The organism is Pseudomonas sp. 2995-3, assembly GCF_002742565.1.
Taxonomy (GTDB): Bacteria; Pseudomonadota; Gammaproteobacteria; order Pseudomonadales; family Pseudomonadaceae; genus Aquipseudomonas; species Aquipseudomonas edaphica.
Genome location: NZ_LJSB01000054.1, coordinates 277,237 through 298,200, shown reverse-complemented (window position 1 = coordinate 298,200; position 20,964 = coordinate 277,237). Strand labels below are relative to the sequence as shown.

Genomic DNA, 20,964 nt, shown 5'->3' with positions numbered 1-20,964 from the left:
TTTCTGCCTATGCTTGGCAGTGCCCAAAAATTCCATGTAACGCTACACGGCCACCTACCGGTAGCGAAAGGCTTTTGCCGCACTACAATTAATTATTCAGAATTAATTTCAGATTGCGCGGTGTATCGGGGCCGTCGGGTCAGCGCTCAAACCCGTTTTCTCGATGCCCAGGCCAGCGACCCTGCCCGCCTGCCCGCCAGCTGATTGCAAAGCCTTGTGCGTGACCCCATCTATTCACTTCATCCCATCAGGAGTAAGCCCTTGTCAGAACCCGGTGATAACCACCAGCGCGCCCTGGACCGTTTCTTGAGTGAACACCCCCAGGTGGCTTCGCAACTGGATACCCTCAACCCTCTGGCCGCCCAAGCCAAAGGCGAAACCCTCGCGCAGTATCGCGCCGAGCGCTTGCATGAAGCTTTCGAGGCCGAGGCTGAGCGCCAGAATCTGTTTGCCTGGGAGCTGACGCTCAAGTTGACGGCCGAGTCGGCTGAAACTTTTGAGGCTCAGCGCCTGGAAGTGCATAAAGAAGTCGCCCAGATGGCGGGGTTGGGGTGGGAAGAGTACTGCCGGCTGCATGAGTTGGCTGGGTAGGTCATGTGGGAGCTGGCTTGCCTGCGATGGCATCAACTCGGTGCACCTGACACACCGAGGTGTCTGCATCGCAGCGGTGCGACGATTCGACAAGCCAGCTCCCACAGAACAACCGATACACAGCGTAGGCCAAATCGATACCTTGGCAGGCACCCATAGCTACCTGAACCAGCGCCATCGACAACGCGCCATAACCTCGCCCAACGCCTCCACGCTGATCGTTCGGCGCTCAGGATCCATCGCCAACGCCAAGCGCAAGGCTGGCCAACACGCTGCGGGCAGCTGCCGGGGGCGCTCCAGCCGCTCAGTGGCCCGACGCTCGCCCAAGCGTTTGCCATGGGCCAACTCATACACCACACACGCCACCGCATACAGATCAGCACTCGCCGTCAATGCACCGCCCGCCAACAACTCCGGCGCAGCATAAGCCGGTGTCCAGGCATTAAAACGATCACGACTCACACTCGCCAGCCCTGCCATCGCCTCCGCCGTCGCCTGCCCGAGGCCGAAATCGAACAAACGAATGCCCTCTTCACCCACCATGATATTCACCGGCTTCACATCCCCATGCAGCACACCTTGACGATGCACATACGCCACAGCATCCAGCAGCTGCACAGCCAGAGGCTGCAACTCACGCCACGGCAAGCCATCGGGACACTCCAGCAGCAGCCGGTCCAGGGTCATACCGTGCATTAACTCCATGCTGAAAAACGCGATCTGGCTGCTGATATCCACCTCAAACGCAAACATGCGTACCACGCGCTCATGCTGCAGGCTGCGGGTCAGGGCAAACTCGCTGTAGAGCAGCACATGTGCATCGGGCGCCAGGCGGAGATTCTCACCGAGCACCTTGATTGCCACGCTGGAACAGGGCTCGCCAAACTGCTCATGCAGCAGGTCGCGCGCCCGGTAGACCACACCCATGCCGCCCGAGCCCAACACGCGCTCCAGGTGATAACGCCCCGCCAGCAAGGTGGGCATGCCAGGTGCCGTGGTCATACGCGCACCACCACGGCCGTCAGGTCATCCCGCGCCGGCCCGCGTAGCGCCGCCGTGAACAGCCGCGCCACCACCTGTTGCGGCGTACCGCTGTCCATGGCGCTGCCCAGCTCGGCGTGCGTCATCGCCTGGTACATACCGTCACTGCACAGCACAAACACATCGCCTGGGTGCGCGCCCAACTCCAGCACCTCGAGTTTCAGCGGGTGCCGCGCGCCTACGGCGCGGGTCAATGCCCTGGCGTCGGGATGCGCCTGGGCCTGCGCCAGGCTCAATCGCTGCTCATCCATCAATTGGCGCAGCAGTGAGTGATCGCGCGACAGCTGATACAACCGCCCGCCTCGCCACAGGTAACAGCGGCTGTCCCCCGCCCAGATACACGCTGCGCGCCGGCCCTCCAGCAGCAGGACCACCACGGTACTGCCCATCCTGTCGTCGCGACCTGCGGCCGGCGGTGAGGTGTTATCCCCCCAACACTGATTGAGCCGTTGCAGGCATCGCCGCACCGCATCGATGCGCTGATCGAACGTACCGTGGACCGGCAACGCGGCAAGGCTGTCGACCACCCATTGGCTGGCCCTGTGTCCGGCCCGGTGGCCGCCCATACCGTCGGCAACCGCCCAGCAACCTTGTTGGGGGCAGTCGAGGAACGCATCTTCGTTGCGCTGCCTGGCCTTGCCACGTTGAGTACGTGCCGCGCTGTTTGCGGCGGCTTGCGGCGCGGTCACAGCCGCTCCGGCAAACGGAACGTGCGCCACGTGTCCATCTGAAACGGGCTGGGTGTGCGCTGGCTGACCAACAGGTAATTGGCACGCAAACCAGCGAGGTCGGATTTGAGTATCTGCGCATCGCGCCCACTGGCGGGCTCGCTGTGCAGCAAGTCAAAAAACCGGAACAACGACCAGGCCCCGCTGTTCTTCTCGATGCCCAACGGCCGCTGTGCACCTCGTTCCAATACCAGGCTGCTGCGACCATTTTCCACCTCGCTGGGCCACTGGAACGTCACAGGCACAATCGGCCCATGACGGTACTCCAACTGCTGACCGCCAAAGCTCAACACCGCGCGGCTGACCGCCTGATCCAGGCTATAAGGTGCCAACGTAAATCGAACCGACAACTCGCCTGGGTCGCCACCAAAAAAACCACGGCGGATGGTCTGCGCTTTGCCGAGTTGTTCCAGCAGCGCGCGCGACATTGGCAGGCTCTGGCCTTCCAGGCCGCGCAAGCGATAACGCCCGCCGTCGGCGCTGATAAACGGGCGCAGGTAGGTTTCATGGAACCTTGCCAGCACGCCCTGGGGTTTAAAAAACTCCTCGAAGTCGCCCAGGGCCACGTCGCTGCTGGCATGGGCATTGAACGGGTAACGCTGGCGAATAGCCTTGGCATACAGGCTATACACCTCGCTCTGGTAGCGTTGGTTCACATGCGTATAGGCCTCATCGAACAAATGCCGCCAACTGTCGTCGGCAAGGCCCTCGACCCAACCTTTGAGCGGCAGCGGCAAACGTGCGGCAATATCGCGTAACTGTCCCAACCCAGGTTGTTGCCCTTCCATACGCCGTTTCACCATCTGGAAAGCCGCCTGCTCCGGTGACCCTTCGCGGTTCAGCGCTGCCATTTGCAGGTGCACAGCATCAAGCTGGCGCAACGCCTGGGTCAGTTGCTCACCCGGGTTTTGCTGCTCATCAAGCAGTTGATGCAAAGGCTCGAAACGGCGTTGCAAGGCGCGTCTTGCAGCGTCATCGCCTGTGGGCTTGGGCAAAACACCCGCGCGTACACGGGCAGCCATCGACTGAGCGATAGCCGCCACGTCACCGGCCTCGTGGGGCACCGCTGACATTGGGTCATCAGTGGATAGCAAACGGGTATTTTCACGCACCTGCTGTAACAACAACACCAGTGGTGATTGCGCCGAGGTGAGGCTCGCCAGTTGTTCGGCGTCCTGGCGCAGGTTTTCGGTTTCGCGTAATCGGATCTGGCCCAGGGCCTGGCTCCACGCATCGGCGTACTCGCTGAAATAGCGCTGTTCGAGCTCGACTATCAACCGGCGCAACTCCATCGCACTGAGGTCAGTCGCCTGCCCCAGCACCCAATTGTCCAGGACAATCGCGTTAACCAATCGCGGGCCTTGCTGGTCGAAATACTGCACATAGCGCTTGCTGTAAAACCCGGAAATCGGTTGGTCCAGCGCCATGAACACAGTGCCGTCGGTGAGACGGCTGGGCTCCAGCGTGTGCGATTGCTCGCGCAGCACGCGATATACCACGTCTGCCAGCGACTCTCCGCGCAGCACCTGGCGAGCCTGGGCGACCAGTTCATCATTGAGTGGCGCGGCAAAAGGTTGTTCAAGCAGCCGGCCGAAGTGCTCACTCAGGCGCGCCTGCGTCGAAGCCTCACCGGCATAGCGCTCGGACCACCGAGTCGCCACGCGCTCCGCCAGCCACCCGGCATCACGTCGCTCGCGCAGATTGAGCATCAGGTAGGCGCGCAGGTTATCCAGTAACCGTTCGCGATCCCCAAGGCTCGACCGCACCTGTTCTTCGAGCAGCGAAGCGACCTGGGCGACCATTTGCTGCAGGGCGTCGTTGTAGGCACTGACCAACGGTGGTCGGCTCACTTCACCCTGAAACAGTCCGGCTCTCTCCAGCACGCCGGCCTCTGACACCGGCGGAAACACCCGGGTGGCCGCCAGGCGATTGTCCAGCAATGTCAGTAACCCCAACGTATGGTCCGCATCGTCCGGGGCTGGCGTATTAACTTGACCTAACTGCGCCAACAGCTCCAGGCGTTGGTGGTTGATCCCATAGCTGTGCACCCAGAGCATGCCCGCCGCACCGATGACCAGTGCTACGGCGCTCGCCCATCCCGCCTGCTGCCAACGAATGCGTCGGTGCTCCTCGGCGTGCAGCCCCGCAAGATCGGCCTCGGCGAAAATCACCTGGTTGAAAAGACCTTGGACAAAGCGTTCGTGCCGCTCACCGGCACAGGTCAAATAGAAACCTCGCAACCCCTGGATGCGCTGATTGCGATGGGCGCAGAACGCAACTTCGATAAACAGGCATAAACGCTCACCGATGCGTGCCACCTGGGGCACAAAACCCAGCATCCAGCCACGGCGCTCGACATTGCGCTCCTGGTGCAGGCGCTGCACCAGTTCGCCACTCAGGCGCTGCAGCAACGTTTCGAACACCTGACGCACCTGCGCCATAGGCACACCCGTGTGGCTGCCAGTGATCAGCTCACCGAGTACGCCCTCTGCGGCGCTGTCGTGCGGCGTATCAAAAAACGCGGTAAAGCCTGGGATGTGGTCAGCGTGGGTCAGCACCAGATAAACCGGAATATCGATATGCAGCGTCTGCTGGATATCTTGTAACCTGGAATGCACATGCCGTGCATGGCGCTCCAGATCATGCTCATTGCTGCCCAACAGGGTGTCCACCGACAACGTCACCACCACGCCGTTGAGTGGACGTACTCGCCGCCTGGACTTGAGCAGCCCGAGTAATGTTGACCAACCTGCGGCATCGACCGCGCGGTCGGGCTGGTCCAGGTAGCGTCCGGCACTCTCCATCAGGACGCCCTGATCGGCGAAGAACCAGTCACAGTAGGCGCTGGCCCCTGATGATGCGGCTTGAAGGTGATCCGGCGGGCGCTGCAAGCCATTCGCTGCCAGCAAAGCGCTCTTGCCGCTGCCTCGCTGTCCGATCAACAAGTACCAGGGCAGTTCGTTGCGTGAGCGCACGCTGCGCCCGAAATAGTGGCGAGATGTTTTCAAGGTGTGCAGCGCGTCCTTGAAACGGGCGCGTACCTGTTTGCGCTCATCCTCTACCAGCCCCGGATGCTGACGGTCGGCCCGGCTTTCGTCGGTTTTGGACCTTGCGCTGTGGCGTGCGCCCGCAATGACCATCGCCAGCCCCCATAGCAGAAACAGCCCGCTGATAGTCACGAGCCGAGCCGTAGCACCTTGCCAGAACCGGTGGTCATCCACCGCCAGCACAGGCCCGAAAAACCACACCAGGCACGCGCTGGAAAGCACCAGCAACAAGCTCCATACCCAAACGATGCGCAGCAGGTTACCCGCGCCCTTGAAGAATGCGTTCATTCAATGTTCCCAGCGTTACAAGGGCGTCGGAGTCAGTTCCGGCGCCGAAGATTGAAAGGATTGCAATGCATGGGCTCGCTCCTGCTCCAGTACCCAGGCAGTTGCCGAATACATCGCCAGCAAAGCGATCAAGCCCAACGCCACACACCAGGTTGCGGAGAGTGTGCGCAGCCGTTTGCGGCGTGCCGGCTCCGGTCGGGGAACAGAGGCGGACACAGACACCGGGTCGCCACGCACGTGTCTTATCTGGCGATACAAGGCGTCACGGACGCCCTCAAGCTCGGTCACGCCGCGCTCCATGACCCTGTATTTGCCTTCAAAACCCATCGACAGGCACAGGTACATCAGTTCCAGCATGGCCAAGTGCTTTACGGGGTCGCGAGACAGTCGCTCCAACAGCTGGAAAAACTTTTCGCCGCCAAAGGTTTCGTTGTGAAAACGGCTCAGCAGACTGATCTTCGACCAGTCGCTGCGACTTCCCCACGCCGTGGTGACTACCGCTTCATCAACGACGCTGCACAGCACATAGCGAGCAGCAATCACCTGAGCGCTTTCCATGCCTTCATGCTGGGCGCGGACCTCGAAGCGTGTGAGGCTTGCGGCCAGGCGCTCATTGAGCGTCTGCAGGTTTTCCCGACCGCTGCTGAGTTTAAGTTCAAGCACCTCGCACATCAGTTCCCAGGCCGCTGTCACCAGCGGGTTAAGGCCCACGTTGAAACGTTGAGCGCCCTGCACAGCGGCGGCGTAGACCATGCGGTCTTCCAACTGTTCAAAACGCGGTGGCGAGGGAAAGTCCGTCACCGGGCGCTGTACCGGGCCGTGGCCGTTACGATCCAGCAACACGGTTTTTTCATCCAGCGGGTAATCACTGTCCATGTTCATGCTGTTCAATTCCTGATAGCCCAGAAGGTCAGTTCCAACTCGCTGAACTCGCCGCCGACATGGAACGCAAAACCACCCGATTGCTCCAACTGCGCGATATCCCGGGCACTGAGTTCGAGCATGAAATAGGTTTTACCGGAATGAAAAGGGATCTGGCGGGGCGCCACCGGCAGTGGTTTGACCTTGATGCCCGCCAGGTGCAGGTTGACCAGTTCGCGGATGCGCTCTACGGGACCGATTTTCAGATGGGCCGGCAAACGATGGCGCAGTTCTTCCGAGTCGCATTGAGCCGCGACTGCCAGGATGAATGTCGCGGTGCCCAGCAGCTTGAGATCGGCCACTGGGCAGACCATTACCCCATACTGGCGCTGTTGCAGTACCAGCTCCAGGGCATGCTGCTCAAAGACCATCGACAGCACTGTGCGCAACCCCGCCATCAACCCACGAAAACTCGTGCCCTGGTCGCCGTGGAGGTAGCGCACCTGCTGGGTGGCACGTTTGCTGTCGCTGGCAAACGTCGCCAGTTCGCCCAGTATCGACAGCATCTCGCGGAACAACGCCTCTGAACGCACTTGCGCCTGCACCAGATAATGGCGCAACACCGGCTCGGTCCGATTGATCAGTTGCAGCATCAAAAAGTCCGCAATCTGCGCACCCGCCGTGGCGCCATTGCCGCCCATCCGCTCAGCAATCGCATCCCCCCGGCTGGCGAGCAGGCTGATCACTTCTTTGAGGCAGGACGAAACAAACCCCGAGCCCTGCACATAAATAAACGTCGGGGCAAAATCAGGCTCCATACGCAGCCCCTCTTCAGCAGAGCATTCCAGCACCTGGGCAATCTTCAGCTTCACGTAGACCTCATCCCCCGGCTGCTCACCCAGCAACAGGCGCAAATCCGGCCGTGCGCAACTGATCTGGCAACGAGCGTCCCGGCCCGCATTGGAGTCCGCCACTTCAATGTCACAGGCGATGTAGCGCGCCAACACCTCCGGCGCCTCCTGCGTGCGGGTTTCAACCTGATTGCCGGTCGTCATCGGTAACGCCAGGTACACCGATTGCCTACCCGCGTTGGCCGGCACCTCCAGCACCAGTGGCGCCATGGCGGTGGTCAACTCGAAAAGACTGCCGTCCGGCAAAACGCCACTGGCTTGATTGACCACCAGCTTGCCCAGGTTCAGGTATTGCAGGTCGATGTCCAGGCTCAGGAAACCCCAGGCATCACTGCCCAGCAAGCGAGTTCGATTAAGCTGCTGATGGTAATAACGGTCGTTATGTTGCAGGTGCTGGGGGCGCAGCAACATCCCTTCCTGCCAGATGACTTTATGAGCCTGCATATCAGTTCTCCTCCAGGCTGGCGAGCGGGTCGCCAGCACGGATACCCGCCTGGTCAAGCACCAGGTGTGCTCTTGTGACTTGCTGTGGCGCCAGCGCCAGCACCCATCGCCATTGCACATGGGGTAAATCGCGGTACGCCGCAATGATGCCCACGTAACGGCTTTGCGGTTCGCTCCTGAGTTTGAGGGCCACCTGCTCGCCGGGGCGCAGCTCCAGCTCCTCGCTGCTCACCCAGTCTTTGGGCAGCGCCTGCTCGGCATGCCCATACAGGGTAAAAAAATCTGCGTTTTCGAATGCCACTGGATGCTTGAGTTCAAACAGCTGCACCACCACCGGCGAGGGGCGCCCATGCAGGTCGGGGTTCACTTCGTCACTGGCGGCCAGCGTCAAGTCGAGCTTGGTCAATGTGGAAAACGGTGACAGGTTGCTGCAACCACCCAGCAGCACCAATACAACCAAAAGAGGCAGGGCGACACGGGTCATGGGCATCCTCCCGAAGGTGTGGCAAACAACGCCGAGGCCAGGCGTACCTGCTCCTCATAGGCCTTGGAAAAGTTGCCGCGCAACAGGTCCGTATTCGATGCATTTTCTTCGACCACTCGTTGATAGTGGCGCTGGTAGGCCCGCCAATGCGCCCTGTCGGCAAAGAACCTCGGCACCTTGTCATCGCGCTCAAAACTGGCCAGCAAGTGACCGGGGGCAAACGTCGCCAACGAGGTGCGCAGCGCCGTGCGGCATGCAACGAGCAGCGCGACCTGATGCACTTGCATTTGCCGGTACACCTGCGTAATGGCCGCTTCGGCGCAGGGTTGCGCCAACTCGCCCGTGCCCAGCAACGACGCCAACGCAGAGTCAATGCACAGGCTGTCTTTCAACGCGTTCGGACGTTTGATCAAGGTGCTCGCGTCCAGGTCCAATTCGTTGTGCAGTTCGTCGTGAGTGCGCAGGTTCTGTTGCAACCCATCAATCGCGTGCCTGAGTAAACCCGCAACCTTAATCGCCAACGCCTCGCGGCCAGCGCAATCGAGCGCATGCGCACTGACGCCCAACGCTTTGGCGAACTGCGCCCAGAACACTTCGTAAGCCTCGGGCGCCTGCGAGTCAGGCAAGACAGGTTCGACCCTCTCTACCAAAACGTCTGCCTGTGCAGGTAAGGCCAGGTAGTCGCGCTCAACATCGTCACCAGACATCCAGGCACTCGGTGCCTCTTGCACGTCGTTCAAGGCGTCCAGCTCGCACAGCGGTGCGCCGTGCATCGACTGGCGATCCCATTCTTGAACGGGGTCCAGGCCCAGGTAAGCATCATCGGGTATCACCCCGCCCGCAGTGGATAATGGCTGGCAATGCGACGCCACGCGCTCAATCAACCGCGCACGGATAGCAAATGGCCCCAACTGGAAAACATCACCCTCCACGATCAACCGCGCCTGCCCCTTTTGCAGCGACTTGCCACTGCTCACCGCACGGATACCGTTACTGCTGATATCCGTCAGGAAATAACGCGCGTCACGGTACGCGATCAACCCGTGGTGACTGGAAAGCAAGCGACTGGGGTCAGAAATACTCCAGTCGCAACCGGCTCCACGACCGACCACGCCGCCCACTCCATCGAACACCTTGCGCGGTGGCGGCTCATCGCTCCCGCCATCACACACTTCAAGCACTAATTGCATGAAAGGCTCCATTTCATTGGCCGCGACGGGTCGCTTGGGAGTCACCCAAAGGACGATAGTCAGCGTCATCAAACACATAATTGGCGCTGCAACCGCTCAGTAAACACAACACAAGCAGTACGGCTCGCCATGGACGATCAGGCATCGGGGTTCTCCCAGGTAGATAAAACAAACGGGGCATCGCAGAGCCCATGAGCACGCCAGCGTGAATACGCCATTCAGCATTCGCCTCGAGACGCGCCCATGGGGATATTCAAACGCGCAAGCCGGTACAGCAGCGTGCGACGCGCGACCCCAAGTTCACGCGCGGTGCGCGTTCGATTGCCACGGTTCTTGTGCAGGCAATCGATCAGAAAGACCCGTTCCACCCGCTCCAGGCGCTGACGCAGAGTCGCTTCGGCGGTCGTACCCGCGGGAGCCGACGACAGCGACAGGTGCTCAGGTAAAATCACCCCGTCATCACACAGCAGCACCGCCCGTTCCACCAGGCATTTGAGCTCACGCACATTGCCTGGGAAGGCGTGGCCGGAGAGCTGATCAAGCGCGGCACTGGACCAACTGACCACCGGTTTTTCGAGTGCCGCGCAGACCTTTTCAGCAAAGTGCCGGGCAAGCTGCAGCACATCACCGTCACGCTCACGCAAGGCCGGTAATTGGATAGGGAACTGTGCCAATCGGTAATAGAGGTCCTCGCGAAAAGTCCCCTGGCTGACCATTGCCAGCAGGTCGCGATGGGTGGCGGCGATGATTCGCACGTCGACCTTGTGGGCGGTATTGGCGCCCAGGGGGCGCACCTCACCTTCTTGTAGAACTCTCAGCAGCTTTGCCTGCAGGGAGAGTGGCATATCGCCAATCTCATCCAGCAGCAGTGTGCCGCCATCAGCCGCGTCAAATAGCCCAGCATAGTTACGCTCCGCACCGGTAAACGCGCCTTTGCGGTAGCCGAACAGCTCACTCTCCAGCAAGCCCTCAGGGAAGGCTGCGCAGTTTTGCACGACAAACGCTCGCGTGCTGCGCGGGCCGGCGGCGTGAATCGCACGCGCCACCACCTCCTTGCCAGTGCCGGTTTCACCGTGCAACAGCACGGTAAAAGGCGCCTGCACAACCTTGCCGATGAGGTGACAGGTCGCTTCCATCGCGGTGCTGTTGCCGATCAAGCCATAGCCGCCTGTGACGGGCGCACAGCGCTGGGCAACAGCAGTGATGCGCCCAGGATGGGCAAGCCGGCGCAGAGTTAATTGGCCGAGGGCAAAGCTACCCAGTTGGCCCAACGACACGGCGTAGCCCTGAAATTGCGTCGGGCGCAGGCTGGCACAAAGCAGGACGCCGCACACCGCCTTGCTCCGGTTGAACAAGGGCAGGCATGTCAGCGCGTGCCAAGGCAACGTCGCTACGGGGAGAAAACCGCTGTCATAGGCGCTGTTGCACAGTTCATCAATGGTCAGCTCCCGCCCCTGGTTAAGGACGTAGTGCAATAACTGCTGGTGTTGAACCTCCACAGTTGCAGCCCGCTCGCCTGAGGGTTCCCCGTCAGGAAAGTATTGAGCGATCAGCCCCAACTGGCCGGTGGTTTCCTCCCGCGCATACAGTTGGCACAGGTCACACTCGCTCAACTGCGCAGCGGCCGTGACGCAAAGCTGCGCCAACGTCGATTCCTCACGCTCAAATCCCAGGCGGGTGAACCAGCCCAGCAGTTGGTCGGTGCAGGCCTGCGGACAAGGCAACGGCTTGAATGTGCTGTGCGTCATTGGCTGAACTCACACACAGGCACACCGCGGCCATCCAGCGTCGCGTGGGTGGCAGAGAGGAATTCGCCAACGGCCATCGCACTGAGCAGGCGATCAACGATCTGCGGCAGCAGGTGGGACTCGATCCACTGGTCGATATAACGCGCACCACTGTCCTGGTGCATACAGCGTTCGACCATGTGCGTGACCAGTTCGGCGCTGTAGCTGAACACCAGTTCACGCGTGTGCAGCCGTTGGCCAAGGTGCGCAAGCTTGAGCCTTGCAACGTCCTGTAACCGTTCGCCTGCGAGCGGGTAATACGGCACGACACGCATCCGGGCAAGCAGAGCCGGCTTGAAGTGAGCGCGCAATACGGGGCGAATCACTTCCTCCAGCACCTCAGAATCAGGGCGCTGGCCATCGGCGCACAGTGCTGTGATGCAATCGCTGCCCAGGTTGGACGTCATCAGGATCAGCGTGTTACGGAAGTCGATTTCGCGACCTTCACCGTCATTGGCCAAGCCCTTGTCAAAGACCTGGTAGAACAGGTTCAGCACCTCTGGGTCGGCCTTCTCGACTTCATCGAGCAGCACCACTGAATAGGGGCGCTGGCGCACGGCCTCGGTCAGCACCCCGCCCTCGCCGTACCCAATGTAACCGGGAGGCGCTCCGATCAATCGGGACAGGGAGTGTTGCTCCTGGTATTCCGACATATTGAGCGTGATCACAAACCGCTCGCCGCCGTACAGCAAGTCCGCCAGCGCCAGCGCCGTCTCGGTCTTGCCGACCCCGCTTGGGCCGGCCAGCAAAAATACGCCTACTGGGGCCTCAGGATTATTAAGGCCTGCAGCCACCGCTCGCAGGTTGCGATCAAGCGCCTGCACCGCCGGTTCCTGCCCAATAATTCGCTCGCGCAGGGCATCGGCAAAACCCGGGATGCGCTCACTGTGCTCCAACGCCAGTTGCTCGACCGGAATACCGGTCCAGCCGCTGATGACCTGAGCGACCACACGTGGGCAGACCTCGTGACTGGCTTGCTGCTGTTCACGCTGCATCCAGCCCTGCTCGGCTTGCTGGCGCTCAAGCTCCAGGGCGTCCAGACGCCGGACCAGTGTTTGCAACGCTGGCTGGTCAACTGACAAGCCTGCTTGAACATCGCGCTCAAGCGCCACGCGCTGCTGTGTGCCCTCGGCCAATTCAGCGCACAGCTGCTGCAACACCTCAGGCGCCGCCGTCAGGCTAATGCGCACTTGCGCACAGGCTGTATCCAGTACATCGACGGCCTTGTCCGGCAACTGACGCCCCGTCAGGTAACGAGCGCTCAGTTGCGCTGCCGCCACCACCGCATCGTCGCGTACATAGACGCCATGGCTGGCTTCATACACCGGCACCAACCCGCGCAAAATGGAAACTGCTGCCGCCACACTCGGCTCGCCAACCTTCACCGGCTGGAAGCGCCGTGCCAGCGCAGGGTCTTTTTCGATGTATTTTTTGTACTCGGACCAGGTCGTGGCTGCGATTGTGCGCAATTGACCGCGCGCCAGGGCGGGCTTGAGCAAATTGGCGGCATCGCCTCCACCCACCTGCCCGCCGGCACCCACCAGGGTATGTGCCTCATCAATAAACAGGATCACGGCCTGTGGTGAGGCGTTGACCTCGTCGATCACACCTTTGAGCCGCCGTTCGAACTCGCCCTTGATGCTGGCGCCGGCCTGCAACAAGCCCATATCCAAGGTCAGTATGCGTACTCCCTTGAGTGGCTCGGGCACCTGTGAGGCAACCACTCGCAAAGCGAGCCCTTCGACGATGGCGGTCTTACCCACGCCCGCGTCTCCCACCAGGATCGGGTTGTTCTTGCGCCGACGCACAAGGATATCGATCAATTGACGGATCTCTGCGTCGCGGCAAAGGACCGGGTCGATACGGCCTTCGCGGGCTTGATGCGTCAGGTCGTGGGTAAAGCGCTCCAGCAGCGACTCGCCTGTTCGCAAAGGGCCAGTTCCAGATCCCTGGCTCAACAAAAAATCCAGCACCCGTTGCGCGTCCAAACGACTCAGCAATTGCTGATAACCACTGCCCGCGTGTTGCAGTGGATGGCGCAGAAGTGCCAGCAATAAAGCACCGGCATCGACTTCAACCTGCCCCAGTTCAAGGTGGCCAACCATTAATGCTTGTTGCAACCACTGCACGAGTGCCGGGGCAAACACCGGGCTGCGCGATGCACTGTGTTCACCTTTGAGCTGCAGCATGGCCTGAAGCTCGCCTGGAGCGATCTCGGCATCCGCCAGAGCCCTGGCCAAAGGACCATCAGGGTGTTCCAGCAGTGTCAGCAGCAGGTCCTCAACCAACACTTCCTTGCCACCGCGCGTAACACATCGTTCAGCTGCCCGCGCCAAGTCAACGCGCGTTTGCGGGGTCAAGGTCCGGATCAGTTGTTGCAGGTCTACATTCATCATAATCATCAGTCCCTAATCAGAGTGGCTGGCCAGAGTGACCACACCGTCGGCACGCTCGTACCCCAACCAACTGGTCCAACCGAGACGGCATACGTTGCGCTCGCCAATATGCAATGGCCGCACTTCACCCTCGGCCAGTACCAGGCGCACGTCATAGTCCAATGGCACCCGCAGCATCAGGCGAACCAGCGAGCACAACGGTTTGCACGCGCTGCCGGCGGGTAGAAACGTGTGAAAGCGCTGCCAGCTCAAGCCCTCGACATGCACCCTGAACTTGCCGCTGCGATCGGCAACCCGGTGCCCGAGCAGCAGGTCTTCGCCAAGCACGTTATTGGCCGTACCGAGTTGATTGCGTTGCTGTTGGGCGATGACCACCGTGCGTTCAACCCATTGTTCAATGAACAAACGACTGTGCTTGAAGTAATGGCGCAGCACCGTTTCGATCAAGGTTGCCGAATGCGCTCGCAGGCTCAGCAGCCCCAGGTACGGCAACAACCGCTTGCAGTCCAATTGCGCCGCGTCTCGAATCTGGCGGCTGCCCAGCCCGACCAGCGCAAACATCTGCGCGGAAAAAGCATCACTTGCGTCGGTGCGAAAACTCGCTCGATAGCGATACTTACGCCAGATCGGCAACATCAACCTCTGCAGGCGGTGGTGAAATACGTCGAGAAAGCCACGGCTGACGCTGCCACTCGCCTGCTCTTGATAAAACCCAGGCAATGGCGAACCGGCGCCAAACAAGCCGAGCACGTTAAGACGCAGGCGCGCGCGTAACTGTCCGTGCTCGACAAAAAAAACCACCCGGTCAATGTCGTGCCCAGGGAAACCCAAGCTTGGGTTGGCCTGGAACTCGAGCAGGTCATATAACGCGTCGTCATCCAGTGAAGGATGGCTGTCGCGCAGGCGCTCGATCACCTGCAGTACCGCCTGGAATAACGAATACTCGCGAATTGTGCGTGCTAGAGCAGTCAAAGCAGGGCCTGCCGACCCATCCGGGGTGGCCATAGATACACGTCTCCTTGTGTGCTGGTGACCCGCAGTTCGTGATACGAATTGAGGCCGGCGTATAGGGCAAAAAACTCATTGAGTGCCGAGGCGAAGACAAACAGGTCGCCCTGGCCGGCAAAGCCGTTGACGTCAATACTCAAGTCGACCTGCAGGCCGCGTATCGGCAGCCCACGATGTATTCGATCGACGGCTTGATGACGGATGGACTTCAACGCATCCAGTCTTCGCTGGCTGACGTTGTGAGCCTGTCGATCGTGATAGCGCGGCAAGTCGTATGTCTGGAGGATGACTTTCAAGGCACGGGTATCGGTCAACGAGAGGTAGTTGAGCGACATGTTGCTGATCAGTTTCCAGAGGAAGTCCTGGTCCAAAGGCGGAGCAAAGCTTGCCGTCGGCGCACAGATATTGCGAAACGTCAGGAATTCCGGGGTTTGTTCACAGGGCTGATTGATCTCTCCCACCTGCAGCAGCCGTGGCAAGTTGTGGTTGGTGCAGGTCAATTCAATCGAAAGGGTTTCCTGCTCATTGCCTGGGCCAGTGCCAAAACTCAACCAGGTATCCAGTTCGGCACTTTGCACCGACGAGCGCTGACGAATGCTGTAGCTGGGCGTGCGCGCCGAAGTGGCATTGCCACTGCCATGCTCGAAGGATTCGAACGGCACATACGCCTGGTAGCCCAGCCCACCCGGGCGCCATCCGGTCACCTGGTCCACGGAAAAGACCGCGGCATTGCCCCGCGCTATGCCACCCGGCAGCAGCAGGTACTCATCCTGCTTGCCATCGAGGCGAATGGGCACTGCATCGTGCTTGAACAGGTTGGCAATCGGCGTGCAATACAGCTTTACGTTGTCCAGAGTGGGGCGATGCGCCGCATGCGCGGGGTGGTTTAACTTGAAACGCAGCTCTATACATCTCGCCTGCTTGCGCAATTCATTTGGCAACGCCTCTAACGCATCCAGCCCCAGTACATCGACAAACAGATACTTGTCCGTAAACGCAAAATATTCCTGCAGATGGCGATAACCGCAAAAGGTGTTGGCGGGATAGGGAATCAGTGCATGCTCCTCATCGAACCCCACCGGTTTTACCTGGCTTGCAGCAAGCCGCAGCGACAACGGCTGGCCATCGCGATCCTTGATCACAACCCCTTCGTGGTCAAAGAGCCGCAATTCGATGCCTTCCAGATGACGCAACAAGCTCAGGTACAAGCCTTGGCTCACCTGTCGATCACCCGCCAGGTGCAAACGCAATTGATCGAACGCCAACTGGCTCAAATTGCCCTCGACGCTCATCTCCATATGCAGGTTGAGGAGCGTTTGTGCTCCCTGGGACACGTACTCCAGGCGACTCAGTTGCAACGCCAGCACCTGGGTGGCGTAGCAGGTACGAAAGCGGCAGCGCTCACCATTGACCAGCACGCTTTCAACCGGCGTGTCCCGTTCTACGCTCACCGTGGTGCACGCATGTTTCAACGGGTCAAATTGCAAGATACTGAACGCCGGCAGTGGCCGCATATAGTTGGGCCACAGCAGATGCATCAATGAGTGAGTCAGCTCTGGAAGCTCGTCGGCAAGCTTCTGGCGCAAGCGCCCGGTCAGAAAGGCGAAGCCTTCCAATAGACGCTCTACATCCGGGTCTTGGCCTGAGTCGGCGAGAAAAGGTGCCAAGGCTGGGTTGCGTTCAGCAAAACGCCGCCCAAGTTGGCGCAAGGCACTTAGCTCACTTTGGTAAAAGTGGTTAAAGGACATCAGGCAGCACCTCAACCCGACCACCACCGGCCAACTGCGCGTTAAAAACCACTGGTTGCACAACGCCGTCGATGAGCAGTGTTGCCTCAATCACAAACGCCAGGACCAAGGGGTTGCCGGTATCGGGTAAGCCCCTGACACGCACATTCGAAAGACGTGGTTCGTAAACCTGGATGAAACGCTCAATCGACAGGCGCGACTGACTCAATGACTCATGCAGGCTCAAGCGCATGTCATTGAGGTCGGGCAGCCCATAGTCAGGCAGCGTCAAGACACTGCCTGCACGTGTGCCGAGCATGTTCTCCAAGTGCGCGGCAATCGACGCTACACTCCCGGCCCTGGCGGATGCCAGGCCTTCGAGACGCTCAAAAAGGCTGCGATAGTCGGGTATCCCCTGCCCCTTTCTCATTCTTTGTCGAGTTTGCCGACGAGGGACAGGGTGAAGTCCGCGCCCATGTACTTGAAGTGCGGTCGCACACTGAGGTTAACGCGGTACCAGCCAGGTTCGCCCTCAACATCACTGACCACGATGCGGGCAGCCCGCAATGGGCGCCGCCCACGCACTTCGGCGCTGGGGTTTTCCTGGTCGGCAACGTATTGGCGAATCCATTTGTTGAGCTCCAGCTCAAGGTCGGTACGCTCCTTCCATGAACCCAACTGCTCACGCTGCAACACCTTGAGATAATGCGCCAGCCGGTTGACCACCATCATGTAGGGCAGTTGTGTTCCCAGGCGGTAATTCAACTCAGCTTCCTTGCCCTCGGCACTGCTGCCGAAATACTTGGGTTTTTGTACTGAACTGGCGGAAAAGAACGCCGCGTTATCACTGCCTTTGCGCATGGTCAGGGCAATAAAGCCTTCCTGTGCGAGTTCGTACTCGCGACGGTCAGAGACCAGCACTTCGGTCGGGATCTTGGTTTCAATTTCACCCATGCTCTGGAAATGATGCAGGGGCAGGTCTTCCACTGTCCCACCGCTTTGCGGGCCAATAATGTTCGGGCACCAGCGAAACCGGGCAAAACTGTCCGTCAGCCGGGTGGCAAAGGCAAACGCGGTATTGCCCCACAAATAGTGTTCGTGGCCGTTGACCACGTTTTCCTGGTAGGCAAATGTCTTGACCGGGCACTCAAGGGGATCGTAAGGGGTACGCAACAGGAACCGCGGCACGGTCAGGCCAATGTAACGAGCGTCTTCGCTCTGACGAAAGCTTTGCCATTTGGCAAATTGCGGCCCCTCGAAATGATCCTTGAGGTCCTTCATGTCAGGCAGACCGGTAAAGCTTTCCAAACCGAAAAAGCTCGGCCCTGCGGCGGCAATAAACGGTGCATGGGCCATGCAGGCAACACTGGAAACGTATTGCATCAGCTTCACATCCGGCGCGCTGGGCCCAAGGAAGTAGTTGGCAATGATGGCGCCCACGGGCTGGCCGCCGAACTGACCATACTCGGCACTGTAGATATGCTTGTAGAGCCCGGACTGGGTGGTTTCCGGGGAGTCTTCGAAATCGTCCAGCAGGTCCTGTCGTGAGACGTTCAGCAGTTCGATCTTGATGTTCTCGCGAAAATTGGTGCGATCGACGAGCAGTTGCAACCCTCTCCACGAAGCTTCCAGTGCCTGGAAATCCGGGTGATGAAGAATTTCATCCATTTGCTCGCTGAGCTTCATGTCGATCTCGGCGATCATTCGATCGACCAGACGCTTCTTGACCGGCTCGCCGCTGTTGTGCGGTTTGACAAGCTCTTCGATAAACGCCGAGACACCGCGTTTGGCAATGCTGTAGGCCTCGTCATCCGCGCTCAGCAGTGTTTGGGCAATGATGGTATCGAGAATGCTGTGCTCGTCAGCCACTCGGGTGGGTAGCGGATGCTGTTGGGTGGTCATGGCGTCAGTGTCCTTTACTGAAAATGTCAGGCGGTGGGGTCACTCAACCCCAATTCGGTCAATACACGTGCGCGGGAGTCGTCATCCGCCAGCGCCTGTTCGATCGCCTTGCGAAAGCTCGGCGTGTTACCCAATGGCCCCTTGAGGGCCATCAGTGCTTCACGCAGCGCCATGAGTTTTTGCAGCTCCGGGATCTGCTCGACCAGGTTCGCCGGGGTAAAATCCTTCATCGAGTTGACCCGCACCTGGACCGACAGTGCTTCGATATCGGGCAGTTCCTGCAGGCGATTAGGCACACTTAGCGTCAACGCCAGTGCCTGTTTGGCCAGCACGTCATCAAAGGTGTTCTTGTCGATACCGATAGGCTTGCGGTCTTCGAGCTTGCGTGGGTCTTCGCGCTGGGCGAAGTCACCCAGCACCAGCAATTTCAGAGGTAGCTCAACCTCTTCCTGGGCGCCCCCGACGGCGGGCTTGAAGGTGATATTGATGCGTTCCTTGGGTGCTACCGAACCTTCTTTGGCCACGGTAAATCTCCTTTTTTCGAGGGGGTTCAAAAGCCTATTCAAGTACCGCTTCAACATCGAAGTGGCAGAGCCTTCGGTGGGTAGTTTCCTTACGCTCGCGTATGGCCTGGCTTTGCGGCAAAAGCTCGCAACAGCGATACAAAAGCTGCGCAACCTGCAGTGCCAGTTCCGGCTCCCAGCGATCCAGACCGGCGCGCTGAAGCTCGTGGTCCAAGTCTTCCAGCTGCACCTTCGCCAGCGCTTGCTTGCCTGCCGATACGCACAACCGCGCCAGTGCCAGACGCCAATGAAAACGCGCGCGCTCGCTGCGTGCGGTGTGCATGCCCTGCTTGAGTTCGCGTATTGCCTCCTTGAGCCCGTCCTTACGCAACCTGGGCATGACCTCTTGCAAGGCCGCTTCCCAGGGTTCGGCGTTGGCATCCACAACCACGCCGGACGGCGCAGGCGGCTGCAAGTGTCGAGCGACCTGAAGCGTGATCCAGTCCCGGGTGGCGGTATCGGCAAACGGCGCACCGTCGTGAAATTTGAATTCGGGCAGGTCTGGCAAACGTTTCAATAACAGCGCGAAGCTGACTTCCAGTTCGGTCTTAGCCAGATCGGCCTGCAAGGCGTCAAGGCATTCCCAGACCATGTGCAAGCCGTCAAACCAGAACAACGCACCCGCCAGGCTGGCCTCAAGTTCAAGCAACAGGTCGCCGTAATGCCCTTGGGCAAAACGCTTCCGGTAGCGCTTGAGCTTGTCGGGCGTCGGGCCACGAAGCACCGTGAGCCGGTCACTGTCAGCGTCCGGGTAGGTGTTGAGTGCCAGCCAAGTCAGTGTCCGGTTAAGCCGCAAGGCGCGCAGGTCGGTCGCATCCTGGCGCAGCCACCAGTTGCATAAGTGCCGGCCACGTTCCTGTAAGGCGCGCAGTGACTTGTGGGCCTCTTTTTCACTGGCTATCGTCTGGTTACCCGTTTTGTCGTGACCCGTTGCCGACTCGGGGATCAGCAGCCGCGTCGTCGCCTGCTTGACCTGAGCAGTCACACGCGCCGAACCGGCTTCTGACAGCTCCACTTCTACGGCCTGCGCCAAGCGCTGCGTCAATTGCCTGCGCAGCGGCAATAACGTCGGTGCCTCATCACTCAAATGCGCAGACCAAAGCTCATCGAGGTGCGTCAGGTGCTCAAGCATGCGGCGAAACAATGGCTGCTGGTCCTTGAGCGAAAAGCTTTGTGCAAATACCTGCTCCAAGCGTAGCGCCAACCAGCCCAGTGCTGCGCCACGGGTGCGTAATTTTGCCGGATAGACAACCGCCCAATGGTGCTCGCATAAATGACGTATCAACCCGAGGCCCGCCACCAGCCCCGGCAAGGATTCACGCTGGTACAGCGCCCAAGTCAACCAGGCCGCCACCCGCAGATCCTTGGTGTGCTGACGCAGCAGGCACTCGCTGATGTGCATGACCTCCTGCCAGTCCGGCTGGGTGCTGACATGTATCGATTGCACTTTGCCAAGCTCGGACTCCAAGGCCTCATATTCACTTGAAAAGCGCATATCGCTGCCTGCAAAGTTACCCTGCGAACAGGGCACTAAGGCAAGTTCAAGATAATAGCCACACAAAGCGCCTGAATAATCCATTTTGGGCCGCACACCATTTAAAACAATTAAATTCTGCACACCTGAAGCACACTCAGGCGCAAAAAACACGATTATAAAAACCTCGCCACTCTCTCCACGAAGTTCGCAAACACTAGCTGGACAAATAACATCCGGCAAGTGTCAAATCGGCACTTAAGGATTTTCCTACAAACCCCTAAATCATTGGCGTGCGCACCATTTTGCGCAGCAAAACCAGCACGCCATGCTCAATTAACCCTCTCCTCCAATAAGCACACGAAAAAACTAGACGAGCAAATTAATGCACACTTCTGCGCAACCAATTTCATTTAAATCGGATTAAAACATCCACCTCCTTAATGAAATCAAGCTCAATAACAAGCAACCCCCTGCTTTTACTGGGCTTGTTAATTTCAGGCACGCTTCTTGTTATAGGAA

Annotated in this window: 17 protein-coding genes; 1 reads left to right on the top strand and 16 read right to left on the bottom strand. The window is 59.6% G+C overall.

Annotated features, from left to right (window positions below; translation table 11 throughout):
* The first annotated feature begins 261 nt into the window (after positions 1-261).
* Positions 262-591, top strand: coding sequence for a DUF6388 family protein (locus AOA62_RS03250; protein WP_017136817.1), 330 nt, complete (start codon positions 262-264; stop codon positions 589-591).
* 159 nt (positions 592-750) lie between these two features.
* On the opposite strand, the gene AOA62_RS03245 is transcribed toward AOA62_RS03250, so the two are convergent.
* From AOA62_RS03245 to tssA, 16 genes are all read right to left on the bottom strand, one after another.
* Positions 751-1,593 (bottom strand): serine/threonine-protein kinase, encoded by an 843-nt coding sequence (locus tag AOA62_RS03245; protein ID WP_099547829.1) that lies wholly within the window; start codon positions 1,591-1,593, stop codon positions 751-753.
* Positions 1,590-2,321 (bottom strand): PP2C family serine/threonine-protein phosphatase, encoded by a 732-nt coding sequence (locus AOA62_RS03240; RefSeq protein ID WP_099547828.1) that lies wholly within the window; start codon positions 2,319-2,321, stop codon positions 1,590-1,592. Before AOA62_RS03240 ends, AOA62_RS03245 begins: the two co-directional genes overlap by 4 nt.
* Positions 2,318-5,695, bottom strand: coding sequence for a type VI secretion system membrane subunit TssM (gene tssM / locus AOA62_RS03235; RefSeq protein WP_099547827.1), 3,378 nt, complete (start codon positions 5,693-5,695; stop codon positions 2,318-2,320). Before tssM ends, AOA62_RS03240 begins: the two co-directional genes overlap by 4 nt.
* A 15-nt stretch (positions 5,696-5,710) precedes the next feature.
* The gene (icmH, locus tag AOA62_RS03230; protein ID WP_099547826.1) at positions 5,711-6,577 is read right to left on the bottom strand and encodes a type IVB secretion system protein IcmH/DotU; all 867 of its coding nucleotides are present in this window, start codon (positions 6,575-6,577) and stop codon (positions 5,711-5,713) included.
* 5 nt (positions 6,578-6,582) lie between these two features.
* Positions 6,583-7,911: a type VI secretion system baseplate subunit TssK gene (gene tssK, locus AOA62_RS03225; RefSeq protein WP_099547825.1), complete on the bottom strand. Its 1,329-nt coding sequence runs from the start codon at positions 7,909-7,911 to the stop codon at positions 6,583-6,585.
* 1 nt (position 7,912) lies between these two features.
* Positions 7,913-8,395, bottom strand: coding sequence for a type VI secretion system lipoprotein TssJ (gene tssJ / locus AOA62_RS03220; protein WP_017136823.1), 483 nt, complete (start codon positions 8,393-8,395; stop codon positions 7,913-7,915).
* Complete coding sequence (tagH, locus tag AOA62_RS03215; RefSeq protein ID WP_099547824.1) at positions 8,392-9,585, bottom strand: type VI secretion system-associated FHA domain protein TagH; 1,194 nt, start codon at positions 9,583-9,585, stop codon at positions 8,392-8,394. Before tagH ends, tssJ begins: the two co-directional genes overlap by 4 nt.
* A 13-nt stretch (positions 9,586-9,598) precedes the next feature.
* Positions 9,599-9,730 carry a hypothetical protein gene (locus AOA62_RS32420; protein ID WP_026013686.1) on the bottom strand — a complete coding sequence of 44 codons (132 nt, stop codon included), beginning with the start codon at positions 9,728-9,730 and terminating at the stop codon, positions 9,599-9,601.
* 73 nt (positions 9,731-9,803) lie between these two features.
* Positions 9,804-11,333: a sigma-54-dependent Fis family transcriptional regulator gene (locus AOA62_RS03205; RefSeq protein WP_099547823.1), complete on the bottom strand. Its 1,530-nt coding sequence runs from the start codon at positions 11,331-11,333 to the stop codon at positions 9,804-9,806.
* Positions 11,330-13,774 carry an AAA family ATPase gene (locus AOA62_RS03200; protein WP_256592274.1) on the bottom strand — a complete coding sequence of 815 codons (2,445 nt, stop codon included), beginning with the start codon at positions 13,772-13,774 and terminating at the stop codon, positions 11,330-11,332. Before AOA62_RS03200 ends, AOA62_RS03205 begins: the two co-directional genes overlap by 4 nt.
* Positions 13,775-13,780: 6 nt before the next feature.
* Positions 13,781-14,773 carry a type VI secretion system baseplate subunit TssG gene (tssG, locus tag AOA62_RS03195; RefSeq protein ID WP_017136827.1) on the bottom strand — a complete coding sequence of 331 codons (993 nt, stop codon included), beginning with the start codon at positions 14,771-14,773 and terminating at the stop codon, positions 13,781-13,783.
* Positions 14,737-16,524, bottom strand: a complete 1,788-nt coding sequence (gene tssF, locus AOA62_RS03190; protein ID WP_099547822.1) for a type VI secretion system baseplate subunit TssF — start codon at positions 16,522-16,524, stop codon at positions 14,737-14,739. The genes tssG and tssF overlap by 37 nt, the downstream gene beginning before the upstream one ends.
* Complete coding sequence (tssE, locus tag AOA62_RS03185; protein WP_099547843.1) at positions 16,514-16,915, bottom strand: type VI secretion system baseplate subunit TssE; 402 nt, start codon at positions 16,913-16,915, stop codon at positions 16,514-16,516. The genes tssF and tssE overlap by 11 nt, the downstream gene beginning before the upstream one ends.
* 14 nt (positions 16,916-16,929) lie before the next feature.
* Positions 16,930-18,405 carry a type VI secretion system contractile sheath large subunit gene (tssC, locus tag AOA62_RS03180; protein ID WP_099547821.1) on the bottom strand — a complete coding sequence of 492 codons (1,476 nt, stop codon included), beginning with the start codon at positions 18,403-18,405 and terminating at the stop codon, positions 16,930-16,932.
* A gap of 26 nt (positions 18,406-18,431) precedes the next feature.
* Positions 18,432-18,929, bottom strand: a complete 498-nt coding sequence (gene tssB, locus AOA62_RS03175; protein ID WP_099547820.1) for a type VI secretion system contractile sheath small subunit — start codon at positions 18,927-18,929, stop codon at positions 18,432-18,434.
* Between the two features lie 34 nt (positions 18,930-18,963).
* Entirely contained in the window at positions 18,964-20,547 is a 1,584-nt protein-coding gene (tssA, locus tag AOA62_RS03170) for a type VI secretion system protein TssA (protein WP_099547819.1), read from the bottom strand.
* Positions 20,548-20,964: the final 417 nt, after the last annotated feature.

Excerpts from the sequence above, each read along its gene's own strand:
- AOA62_RS03245 (WP_099547829.1), bottom strand. The coding sequence starts at position 1,593 with ATGACCACGGCACCTGGCATGCCCACCTTGCTGGCGGGGCGTTATCAC.
- tssM (WP_099547827.1), bottom strand. The coding sequence starts at position 5,695 with ATGAACGCATTCTTCAAGGGCGCGGGTAACCTGCTGCGCATCGTTTGG.
- icmH (WP_099547826.1), bottom strand. The coding sequence starts at position 6,577 with ATGAACATGGACAGTGATTACCCGCTGGATGAAAAAACCGTGTTGCTG.
- tssK (WP_099547825.1), bottom strand. The coding sequence starts at position 7,911 with ATGCAGGCTCATAAAGTCATCTGGCAGGAAGGGATGTTGCTGCGCCCC.
- tssJ (WP_017136823.1), bottom strand. The coding sequence starts at position 8,395 with ATGACCCGTGTCGCCCTGCCTCTTTTGGTTGTATTGGTGCTGCTGGGT.
- tagH (WP_099547824.1), bottom strand. The coding sequence starts at position 9,585 with ATGCAATTAGTGCTTGAAGTGTGTGATGGCGGGAGCGATGAGCCGCCA.
- AOA62_RS32420 (WP_026013686.1), bottom strand. The coding sequence starts at position 9,730 with ATGCCTGATCGTCCATGGCGAGCCGTACTGCTTGTGTTGTGTTTACTG.
- AOA62_RS03205 (WP_099547823.1), bottom strand. The coding sequence starts at position 11,333 with ATGACGCACAGCACATTCAAGCCGTTGCCTTGTCCGCAGGCCTGCACC.
- AOA62_RS03200 (WP_256592274.1), bottom strand. The coding sequence starts at position 13,774 with ATGATTATGATGAATGTAGACCTGCAACAACTGATCCGGACCTTGACC.
- tssG (WP_017136827.1), bottom strand. The coding sequence starts at position 14,773 with ATGGCCACCCCGGATGGGTCGGCAGGCCCTGCTTTGACTGCTCTAGCA.
- tssF (WP_099547822.1), bottom strand. The coding sequence starts at position 16,524 with ATGTCCTTTAACCACTTTTACCAAAGTGAGCTAAGTGCCTTGCGCCAA.
- tssC (WP_099547821.1), bottom strand. The coding sequence starts at position 18,405 with ATGACCACCCAACAGCATCCGCTACCCACCCGAGTGGCTGACGAGCAC.
- tssA (WP_099547819.1), bottom strand. The coding sequence starts at position 20,547 with ATGGATTATTCAGGCGCTTTGTGTGGCTATTATCTTGAACTTGCCTTA.